This is a genomic window from Paraglaciecola sp., assembly GCF_030730205.1.
In the GTDB taxonomy this organism is placed as follows: domain Bacteria; phylum Pseudomonadota; class Gammaproteobacteria; order Enterobacterales; family Alteromonadaceae; genus Paraglaciecola.
This window is the reverse complement of the sequence record NZ_JANQVQ010000033.1, coordinates 1-5,628: the sequence shown is the minus strand read 5'-3', so window position 1 is coordinate 5,628 and position 5,628 is coordinate 1. Positions and strand designations below refer to the sequence as shown.

The 5,628-nt window shown below is 37.2% G+C and carries 3 protein-coding genes; 1 reads left to right on the top strand and 2 read right to left on the bottom strand.

Annotated elements, in window-relative coordinates; genetic code table 11:
• Positions 1-257: 257 nt before the first annotated feature.
• Positions 258-521, top strand: coding sequence for a hypothetical protein (locus tag NWQ57_RS03605; RefSeq protein WP_306020693.1), 264 nt, complete (start codon positions 258-260; stop codon positions 519-521).
• 74 nt (positions 522-595) lie between these two features.
• Here the strand turns inward: NWQ57_RS03605 and NWQ57_RS03600 are convergent, their stop codons facing one another.
• Together NWQ57_RS03600 and NWQ57_RS03595 are read right to left on the bottom strand one after the other, a co-directional pair.
• A complete protein-coding gene (locus NWQ57_RS03600; protein WP_306020692.1) occupies positions 596-2,266 on the bottom strand; it encodes a sulfotransferase in 1,671 nt (556 codons plus the stop codon).
• 88 nt (positions 2,267-2,354) lie between these two features.
• Positions 2,355-5,249, bottom strand: a complete 2,895-nt coding sequence (locus NWQ57_RS03595) for a TonB-dependent siderophore receptor (RefSeq protein WP_306020691.1) — start codon at positions 5,247-5,249, stop codon at positions 2,355-2,357.
• Positions 5,250-5,628: the final 379 nt, after the last annotated feature.

The window sequence follows — 5,628 nt, the reverse complement described above, 5'->3', positions numbered from 1 at the left end:
ATACTTGATTTACGCTTTTGAAAACTATAGAAATTATTACTTTTAACACCCAGTATTAGGTGGTTTAATCGCTTATTGTTTGAAAGAGGACAAACCTTCATTGGATTTAACAGCTCAAGAATTTGGGCTGTTAAATGATAATAATTTGATGCTGGCTTAACCAGATCTCAGGTTAAATAGATATGAAAAAATTATTGTAGTTAATAAAAATTCAGTTAGCATAAAACACCTATTTTCATGTAAAGGAATTTTCAATAATGAATAAATCAGAGTTCTTTCTGGCTTTCTCGTTAGTAGTATTATTAAACGCTTGTTCAACAAGCGGTGCATCTAGTAATGTAAGAAATAAAACTGCAAATGTTGAGAGAACAGACGGCTATAGATGTGACAAAGTTACTATTACAGGTAGCCGATTCCCCATTAATCGCTGCACCACTGCTGCGCAAAGAGAGGCCGAAAAAGCCGAAGCAAAGAAGGTATTGAACGAAGCTAAAACAAATCTTGGCTCCCAGAGTAATTAATTTCTAATTAGAACTATTTCAATTCAATGAGAATTAATCATTAAAGCCCTTTTTGTTCTATTACGTCACTTTCATCAGTTTGGCAAATTATCGTCTAAATATTGCTTCGCTTTCAGAACTTTGTTTTGATAATTAATCCAACGTTTTGATGACGTTTTATAAAGGGGCTTTCTAACTTGCCATATACTTGCGGTTTTTATTAAATAATTGCCTTTTCCCCCATCTAAATATTTGCTGTCCCAATCTAATCCGCAATGCTCAAACATTTCTCTGCAAGTTGTATCTGGTGATTTGACTAACTTGTCATACTGCAGGACATAAATACTATTCGGGATTAGAGACTGCCAGTGCAAAAGAATCTTTCGAAACTCAACGTAATAATGAGCAATATCCAATAAATCAGTTCCATAACCAACATCTGCGCTAAACTGATTAAAATAAATGGATAAGCATATATCTAAAGGCTCTCGATCTGTGCATATAAATTTACTGTCTGGAAGTATTGTTTCTATTAGGCCGAGATACCAAAAATTATCTGGCCTTTTATCGATTATCTTTGAAGCGCCGGGGTAAAAAGCATTTAGTTTATCTTTGTATAATTTTCTAATTCTGTTCAACTCGGATTTTTTTAAATCACGAAAATTGGTAAGTGCATTATAATTTGACTCTTTAATACTTTGATAAAAATGATTCATCTCACCCCCTGACGTAATATTTGGATGAGAACAAAGAATTTTTCCGGCTAAAGTGGAACCAGAACGAAACATGCCGCAAATAAAAATAGGAAGGGGACGACTCGTCTTGACATCAAGAGAGTTTTTGATTATCCAAGATTTGTCAATATCACTGATTAGATTTATCGTGTCGTCTTTCCTCTTGTTTTTATCATAGCCTACCGCCCTTATACGATTGAGTTCATTCGCTTTTCGGTAGAATTCAAATGCGCTCTCAAACTGACGGTTGTCATTATAAACTTTACCTAAAGCATAATACGCGCTTTCACGATCTAACACAGTCAAATTACTTTTTAACATGACTAAACTTTCTAACTTTGTTACTAAGCTATCTGTAAGCCCCACATCATCCTTGGCTTGTAATATTCTTACAATAGCTTTCGTATTACTGGGCTCAAGCTTGATTATTTTTTCATAACATTCTAGAGCCTCACGTTTTTCACCCAATTCTTCATACAACCCACCAAGGTTAAACCAAGCCGCAATATAGTAATAGTCTAAGCCAAGAGCTAGAAGGTAGCTCTCTTTAGCCTTTTTACTTTCATTTAGCTCTGAGTAAATGACTCCTATATTTACATATACCTCAGCGGGTTCCTGTATATTTAAGGATAAGGCTAAATGGTAATGTTCCAGTGCATCTAATATTTTGCCACTTTTTTTTAGTAAGATAGCGAGGTTGTAATGAGCAATTGCATGCTCAGGCCGAATCTTAATAAAATTTACATACGTGTCGATAGCTTGTTGCCTGTGTCCGAGAGCTTCGTACAGATTGGCTTTGTCGCTATAATAAACCATTTCAGTTGGCAGAAATTGAATCAACTTATTTATATAGTAAAATGCTTCATCATATTGTTTCTGGAAACTAGTAATCTGAAATAAAATCCAATAAATCGGCTCTAAATCATCCAACACGGGTAATAAGCTAAGGCAAGCTTGTTTAGCTTGGCCATATTGATTTTTTTGGTACAAAGCTACGATCCGTTGGATTTCAGATTCAAAAGTAGTGTTCAAATTTAGTTCCTGTTAGTTTTACTAAGGCACATTTTTAAAATTAAAAAGTCGGCCTTGGCCGACTTTTTAACAACTTCGAATTACTAGACTAATAAGTAATTGTTACACCTGCAAAAAGGTAACGTCCTAGGGCATCATACATTCCAGTGAACGTATTGCCATTTGCATCACCAGCAGGTGCGTTTGGCACAATGGGCGGCTCGCGGTCAAGAAGATTATTAATACCTACTCTCAGGCTAACATTTTCATGCGCTTGCCAATTTGCGGATAAATCAAGATAGTTTTGAGCACTTAGAGTCGTTGGACCATTAGGTTTACCTACGCCAGTGTACTCTTCTGATTTACTCAAATAACGCCATGTTGCTGTTACATTTATATCCCAAGGAGAAACCCATGTGGCTTTCAGGTTATGTCTCCATTCTGGTGTTGGTGCTAAACAAACACTACGGTCCCATTGCCCAACACACTCATCAACATCTCCTCCTGGAATAGATTGAGTAGCTAGGGAATCAAGCCACGTACCAATTAAGCCTAAACGAATAGAGCCCATATCAGCAATGTCTAACTCGTACTGAGCATCAAGGTCAACACCAGAAGTTTTAAGATAACCGATATTCAGATCAGTCGCCGTAATTGAGGCGGTACCTACCCAAAGATTACCATTAGGACCACGATTTATTAGACCACAATAAGCTTGATTGCCGGTATCAGCACACAATTGTAAAATAGTCGCTTCTGGAATCGACGAAATAGCATCTTCAACTTCGATTTTGAAGTAGTCAATATTTACCGAGAAGCCAGGCAAAAATTCAGGAGTCAACGCGACACCAAAAGAAAAAGTATCTGATTTTTCAGGACTAAGTTCGGTATTGCCGCCAGTAATACTATTATACTGCCCTGCAGGACTTTCTAAAGCTGAAGTTTGATACTGTTCAGCTGTTAAACCAGTGTTAATACACTGTTGTAGAGTAAAATCACCACCAATACCACAAGGATCTATATCCATATTAAATAAACCTAAGCTTGCACTACGATAAAGATCACGAATATTGCCAGCCCTTACCGCACGTTGATAACTTGCTCTAACTCGAGCTTGATCGTTGATGCCCCAATTTAACGCATACTTATAAGTATTAGTGGTCTTATCAGTGGAATAGTCAGAATAGCGATAAGCGAGTTCTAACGTCAAATCTTCAGCGAAGGATTGACCTTCTAACAAAGGAATATTGAATTCACCGAACAATTCTTTTACACTGAAACTACCTTCAACACCAGAAGTAGGTCCACCTTGTCCCGCACCATCACCAGTAGTGAACCCCGAATCAGGCTCTAATACTAGTGATTCTTTACGATATTCAAAACCTGCAACCACACCGACTCCTTGTGATGTTCCAGGAACAATAATACCAGACTCAGTCAAATCACCAGTCACATAACCGCTAACTTGTGTTGATTTAGTATCACCACGAGAGTAAAGAGGCTTAATTAAATAACTTAAAGCCTCATCAGTTACTCCCCCTTCACTAAATATATTCCAAGGCACACAGGCAGGATCAGAACCATCTATTACAGATTGACAAACTATCTCACCAGTATCAGGATCAACTCTTGCGTCTAAAGCTTTTCTCATATGATCAACAGAGAGTTCATTACGATATGTTTCCAAATAAGCTACTGTTCCATGGTTAGCAAAAATATCGTAAGACCAATTATCGTCAATAAAACCTCTAACACCTAGTACGCCGCGCAATGAAGTATGACGAAGATCATCTTGACGAGGTCCACCTTCTACGTTGCGTCGACCAATATAAAATCCTTCGAAGTAGTCGTCTTTAGTTAAACCAGCAGCACCACAAGTCACATCAAACTGTTGTTGTGATAAAAAAGCATTTCCGCAGAAGAGTGAATCTGTACTGAAAAAGTTGCCCGATGGTGCAATCTGAGCAACACTGCGGTCATCCATATAACTTAATTCCGAATATACCTCTACATGCTCATTAATTTCATAATGACCTGTCGCTCCAAAAGTCTTACGTTCATCAGGGCGTTGATAATAATTTAATGGACCGTAGTTGTACAAAGCGGTACGGTCAACAAATTGATCACCACTAAGCTGGAAATCGAAAGTAGAAAAATCAGTAAATCGACCTTGAGGTATAGTACTTGAGCCACCACATACTAAATTGTCTGGTGTACCATTTAACGCACAGGCACTATAGTCACGATTGGATTGCAGTATCGCTTGAATATTACGGAATGTACCATACATCGTTACGTTACCACGCCCATCTGCCGTATTTGCGCCAAGAGTAAAAGAAAAATCATTAGAACGACCATCCGTTACTGACCCATTTACAGTATCATAGCCATAGCTACTTACCAAGTCTTGCAAATCACCATTATCATTATCATGTTGATAGAAGCTATGTTGATAATCAAAAGTAAAACCTTCAAAGTCATCTTTCATTATAAAGTTGACAACACCAGCTATAGCGTCAGAACCATAAGTAGCTGATGAACCACCAGTTAGCACTTCAATTCTTTCAATTAAAGTTGCAGGTATTTGGTTAACGTCAGCACTAATACCACCTGCTGAAGGAGAACCTGAAGGTAATCGACGGCCGTTAAGCAATACTAATGTACGAGTAGGGCCTAAGTTACGTAAATCGATAGTTGCAGTACCAGTTGAACCATTAGCAGTACCACTTGTTTGACCAGCAAAAATGGCAGGCATATCATTTAATATGTCTTCAATCCTAGTAACACCGCTCATTGCAATATCGGCAGCAGAAATTTCAGTTACTGGACTAGCACTTACTAAATTAGTTCTTTGAATACGAGAACCTGTTACCTGAATTTTCTCAACCTTTTCTAAGCCTTCTTCTTGAGCGCTAACTTGTGCGGCAGATAAAGATAATGTTGAAACAACACCAAATGCCATCGCGAGTCTAATCGACTTTGTCAATTTTGAATTTGTAAACATGTATGTCTCCCTGGACCACTAAGTTTATAGTGTGAATGTTGAGTCGTTTTAACGACTTTTAATTAATAAGGTAGTGAACCTCGCACTCGATAGTAAACAATAAGTAGCCTAGGGGTCAACTAGCAACTAGATGAATTATATCAATACTTTAAAAAGTTAGTTTTTAATAGTCATTATTTGGACACATTTATTTACAGCATTGATTTGTGATGAACTTACTTTACAAGCCTTTATTTATTTTTATTATTTTGAATTTGTATATCTCAGCAAACACGCTATGTTATGGCCAAGCGTTTTTTCTAAATACAATTTTTAGAGAGGGTTTAAACATGAAACTTGATGATGATATTCATAATTACTACGAACACTTGGTTCTAGA